1 protein-coding gene is annotated in these 205 nt (G+C 36.6%); it reads right to left on the minus strand.

Going from position 1 to position 205, the window contains the following annotated elements:
• The coding region (locus tag WKI42_RS11020) for a hypothetical protein (RefSeq protein WP_368081930.1) at nucleotides 1–205 on the minus strand (205 nt) is incomplete at both ends.

The following is a 205-nucleotide window of genomic DNA, read 5'->3' on the forward strand; positions in this document are numbered from 1 at the left end:
GACTTGATGATGAATATTTCCTGTCATAGAGATGGTTTGTCGTAATCCCGAAACTGAATAACTCATTGGTAACCAAGGACTAATAGCTCTAAAGAAAGCATTTGTCAAAGCAAGTGGGTAAGTACCTGCACTTGATGCTAACTGTAATAAAAGCAAAATAAGAGAAAAGAAAGCTCCTATACGGCTATTCCATGTTGTTAAAGCA

This window comes from Streptococcus pseudopneumoniae (assembly GCF_038148935.1).
GTDB classification, from domain to species: domain Bacteria; phylum Bacillota; class Bacilli; order Lactobacillales; family Streptococcaceae; genus Streptococcus; species Streptococcus pseudopneumoniae_U.